The sequence below is a fragment of the Intrasporangium sp. genome (genome assembly GCF_032907665.1).
Classification (GTDB): Bacteria; Actinomycetota; Actinomycetes; order Actinomycetales; family Dermatophilaceae; genus Intrasporangium.
Genome location: NZ_JAJJPG010000151.1, coordinates 3,414 through 8,015 on the forward strand (window position 1 = coordinate 3,414; position 4,602 = coordinate 8,015).

Below are 4,602 nucleotides of genomic sequence, written 5' to 3' on the forward strand. Positions count from 1 at the left end.
CCAGTCGGAGCGCCGAACCCAGGCGGCCAGCCGAAAGGAGATCACCATGGACGACACCGACGTGCGGGGCCTCCACTCGGGGCGCGGGACGATCCAGCGGATGGACAACGTCGCCATCGTCGTCGACGACCTCGCGACCGCAATCGCGTTCTTCGCCGAGCTCGGACTCGAGTTGGAAGGCGAGGCGACGATCGAGGGCAGCGCGGTGGATCGCCTCCTTGGGCTCGAAGGAGTCCGAACGGACATCGCGATGATGCGCACACCAGACGGCCACGGACGGCTCGAGCTGACCACGTACCAATCGCCGTCGAGCCGAGACGGTGACCCGCGCGCTCCGGCGAACACGCTGGGCAGCCATCGCATCATGTTCGCCGTGGAGAACCTCGACGACATCCTCGACCGCTTGCAGCGACATGGAGTCGAACTCGTCGGCGAGCTGGTGCGCTACGAGAACAGCTACCGGCTCTGCTACCTCCGCGGGCCCGCGGGCATCATGGTCGCGCTGGCCGAGCCGGTCACGTGACCGACCGGTGAACGGCCCAGCGCCGGAACGGTCCAGCGCCGGAACGGTCCAGCGCCGGAGGATCGTGCGGGCCGGCGGGACGTTCACCGCCACCTCGGCATGACATCCGTCATGCCGAGGTCATGATTCCGGGCACTACTGCCTCAGCACCACGGGCGTGAGCCTTGCGGTATGACGATCACGCAGCAGACACACCAGTCCCTACCCGTTCACCTACCCACCAGCCACGACACCCGGGTCCTCGCAGAACTGCTCGGTGCCTCCAAGCAGTTCGGTAAGGGCTCGACAACGGTTCAGGCGGTCAGTGGACTGGATCTGGAGGTGCGTTCAGGCGAGCTCCTGGCCCTCCTGGGGCCCAACGGGGCCGGCAAGTCCACGGCGATCGGGATGCTGACGGGCCTGACGGCACCCACGTCCGGAAGCGCACGACTCTTCGGGCTCGACCCCCGCGACGTGCGGGCGCGGCGGCGTCTCGGCGTGATGCTCCAGGCCTCGGGCGTACCGCAGACGCTGCGGGTGCGCGAGCTGCTCACCCAGTTCCGGGGCTACTACCCCGCTCCCCTGCCGATGGCGCAGGTCGTCACCGCGGCGGGCCTCGACGGGCTCGAGGGCCGCATGTTCGGCGAGCTCTCCGGCGGCCAGCAGCGTCGCGTGCTGTTCGGCCTCGCCGTGGCGGGCGATCCCGATCTGGTCGTGTTCGACGAGCCGACCACCGGTTTGGACGTCGAGGCTCGGCACGGCCTGTGGGCCACGTTGCGCGAGCTGTCCGGGTCGGGACGTGGCGTGGTGCTCACCACCCATTACCTCGAGGAAGCCGATGCCCTGGCTGATCGGATCGTGGTGATCGACCGCGGTGTGGTGATCGCCCAGGGAAGGCCCGCAGAGGTCAAGGCCCGGGTGCCTGGGCGACGGGTCCGTGCCCAGACCTCGGTGAGCCTGGCCGTGGCGAGCGAGTGGCCCGGGGTGGCTCGCGCATCACGCGAGGGCCCGTGGCTCGAGCTGCACGCCCGAGCCGCCGAGCCCGTCCTGCGCGCGCTGCTCGACCTGGATCCCTCGGCCACCGGGGTGACTGTCACCGAACCAAGCCTCGAGGAGGCCTTCCTCGCCCTGACCAGTGACCTGGAGGAAGCACGATGACCACACCCGTTGCGACACCTGCGACACCTGCGACGACCGATGCCGGGGTGCCCCGGCCGACTCTGGTGAGGATCTACGTCACCGAGGCGCGACATGAGTTCCTCAAGCTGATCCGCATCCCCATCTTCGCCGTGAGCACGATCGCTCTGCCGGTGGTGTTCTACGTGCTCTTCGGGTTGGCGTTCGGCGGCGAGGAGACCGGCGGTGTCGGCAGGACCACCTACATGCTGGCGACCTATGGCACCTTTGGGGTGATCGGCGCGGCCCTGTTCGGCTTCGGGGTCTCGGTCGCGGTCGAACGCGGGCAGGGCTGGATGCGACTCAAGCGCGTCTCCCCGATGCCCCCACAGGCCTACTTCGTGGCCAAGGTCGTGATGAGCACGACGGTTTCCGCGCTGATCATCGGCGCGCTGTTCTTCCTCGGGGCCACACTGGGTGGTGTGAGCATGTCCGCCCCCCAGTGGATCAGCCTCGGCCTCGTGCTCCTGGTTGGGGCGCTGCCGTTCTCGGCGATGGGCTTGGCCTTCGGCTACCTCGTGGGCCCGAACTCCGCACCGGCCATGCTGAACCTGATCTACCTACCGATGGCGTTCGCCTCAGGGTTGTGGATCCCGATCCACCAACTGCCCGCCTTCGTGCAGGGGATCGCACCGGCACTGCCGCCCTATCACTTCGCTCAACTCGCCCTGGGCACCGTCGGTGCCTCTGAGAGTGGATCGCAGGCGCTGCACGCCGTCGTGCTGCTAGCGTTCACGGGGTTCTTCCTGACCGTTGCCGCGTGGGGATTCCGGCGCGACGAGGGCCGCACCTACGGATGAGGCGCACCTGATGAGCCAGAGCCCGCCGTCCCCCGCCCGTTGACATGCGCTACGTCTGGCTGGTCTATCTCGGCGCACTGTTCTACCAGCCCCTGTTCAACCCCTCGACCGGCGCCTTGGACTGGCTCGCTGTCGCGGTGCTGATCGCCCTGTTCCTGCCGATCTACGCAGCGTCGTTCCGGGCTCGCAACGACCGGCAGATCCTCATCCTCATCGCGATCCTTGGCGCCCTGGCCCTCGCGGGTTCGCTGGTCAACAGTGGGGCCAGCGTGTTCGCGATCTACGCAGCGGCCATGGCAAGTCGCCTGTACCCCGTCCGTCGGGCCGTACAGGTGGTCGCCGCTCTCGTAGGAGTGGTCGGGCTGGTCTTCCTGATCTCGCCGATTCCGCTGCCGTGGCGGCTGGCCGCGCTCGGCCCCGCACTGCTCTTCACCCCGGTTGTCGGGGCAACGAGCATCCTCGACGCGGAGCGCGGCCGGGCGAATCAGCGTCTCCTGCGTGCCGATGAGGAGATCGAGCGGCTGGCGACGATCGCCGAACGGGAGCGGATCGCGCGGGACCTGCACGACCTGCTCGGGCACACCTTGTCGGTCATCGTGCTGAAGTCCGAGCTGGCCGCACGACTCGTGCGCGCAGACCCGGATCGGGCAGCGGCCGAGATCAACGACATTGAGCAGATCGGCCGCGAGGCCCTGGGCGAGGTGCGGGCTGCGGTAGCCGGGTACCGGGCCCGCGGTCTCGGCGCCGAGGTCGACGGGGCACGGGTGGCGCTGGAGGCAGCAGGCGTCGACGTCGAGGTGCACGCCGACCCGACCGATCTGCGCCCTGAGCACGAGTCCGCACTGGCCATGGCGCTCCGCGAGGCCGTGACCAACGTGGTTCGCCACGCTGGCGCCCAGCGCGCGACCATCAGCATCGCCACGGTCGGGACTGCTGTTCGCCTCGAGGTGAGCGACGACGGCCGCGGCTCCGCGGGATTGGCGGGATCCGGGATCACCGGCATGCGCGAGCGAATCGCCGCCCTTGGTGGCCTTGTCGTGGTGCGCGACGCGAAGGGCCGTGATGGCCGACGCGGGACGGTGGTCGAGGTGACGGTGCCCCTGGCGGGGACGGCCACCGACGGGCGCCAGGCAGAGGAATGGGGTGGGCGATGACCATCACCGTGGTCCTGGCCGAGGACCAGCTCATGGTCCTCGGTGCCCTGGGCACCCTCCTGGGGTTGGAGGCCGACATCACCGTGGCGGGCACCGCCGCTGATGGCGAGGACGCCGTGCGCCTGGTTGAGGCGTTGCGGCCCGACGTCCTGCTGACGGACATCGAGATGCCCCGGATGACGGGGCTCGAGGTGGCCGCCGAGGTCCGACGACGCGGCCTGCCGACCCGCGTCGTCATCCTGACCACGTTCGCCCGCAGCGGGTACCTACGGCGGGCGCTGGACGCCGGTGCCGTCGGGTACCTGCTCAAGGACGCGCCCGCCAGCGCCCTGGCCCAGGCCGTCCGCGACGTGCACGCCGGCGGGCGCGCCATCGACCCCCAGCTCGCCGCCGACGCGTGGGGCGCGCCAGACCCGCTGACCCATCGCGAGCGCCAGGTCCTCCGTCTGGCCGGCGACGGGCTGTCCAACGGCGAGATAGCCGGCCAGCTGCACCTGTCCGAGGGCACGGTGCGCAACTACCTGTCCGAGGCGATGAGCAAGCTCGGAGCCTCCAACCGCGTCGCGGCAGCCCGGCAGGCACGCGACCGGGGATGGCTGTGATGTAGTCGTGGACGGACCGTGACCACCGTAGAGAAGGCAAACCGACTCAGGCCGTATGCCGCTGAGCTGATTCCCAGCCCCGGCCCGGGTCCCGCGTGGCCGGCGGCGCCAAGCGTTCCGTCCAGGACTCAAGGCCTGCTCGCTGGCGCAGGAGCTCCGGCGGAGAGTCGTGGCGGCGCAGCAGGGATGTCGAATGCCTCGAGAGCCCCCTGGCGTCCTGCCTCGCCGATCCGGCCGGGGTGACGGTCTTCGGTGAGAGGAGCGAAGCGCATTGGCGACGGTCGGTGTCAGGTCGTCGCCTACCCGACCCCTGGCTTGGCCGCGACCGACCGGATCGCCTCGTACTCCTACGAGTACTCATCCCGCCG

At 69.8% G+C, this 4,602-nt stretch carries 5 protein-coding genes; all 5 read left to right on the forward strand.

Features of this window, described 5'->3' with window-relative positions:
- Positions 1-523, forward strand: a 523-nt coding sequence (locus LOY02_RS16510; RefSeq protein ID WP_317183464.1) for a VOC family protein, incomplete at its 5' end; no start/stop codon positions are given.
- 171 nt (positions 524-694) lie between these two features.
- Positions 695-1,660, forward strand: coding sequence for an ABC transporter ATP-binding protein (locus LOY02_RS16515; RefSeq protein ID WP_317183465.1), 966 nt, complete (start codon positions 695-697; stop codon positions 1,658-1,660).
- Entirely contained in the window at positions 1,657-2,478 is an 822-nt protein-coding gene (locus LOY02_RS16520; protein WP_317183466.1) for an ABC transporter permease, read from the forward strand. The genes LOY02_RS16515 and LOY02_RS16520 overlap by 4 nt, the downstream gene beginning before the upstream one ends.
- Positions 2,479-2,522: 44 nt before the next feature.
- Positions 2,523-3,632, forward strand: a complete 1,110-nt coding sequence (locus LOY02_RS16525) for a sensor histidine kinase (RefSeq protein WP_317183467.1) — start codon at positions 2,523-2,525, stop codon at positions 3,630-3,632.
- Entirely contained in the window at positions 3,629-4,234 is a 606-nt protein-coding gene (locus tag LOY02_RS16530; RefSeq protein ID WP_317183468.1) for a response regulator transcription factor, read from the forward strand. Before LOY02_RS16525 ends, LOY02_RS16530 begins: the two co-directional genes overlap by 4 nt.
- Positions 4,235-4,602 lie beyond the last annotated feature (368 nt).

Coding starts and splice junctions, on each gene's coding strand:
- LOY02_RS16515 (WP_317183465.1), top strand. CDS start 695: ATGACGATCACGCAGCAGACACACCAGTCCCTACCCGTTCACCTACCC.
- LOY02_RS16520 (WP_317183466.1), top strand. CDS start 1,657: ATGACCACACCCGTTGCGACACCTGCGACACCTGCGACGACCGATGCC.
- LOY02_RS16525 (WP_317183467.1), top strand. CDS start 2,523: ATGCGCTACGTCTGGCTGGTCTATCTCGGCGCACTGTTCTACCAGCCC.
- LOY02_RS16530 (WP_317183468.1), top strand. CDS start 3,629: ATGACCATCACCGTGGTCCTGGCCGAGGACCAGCTCATGGTCCTCGGT.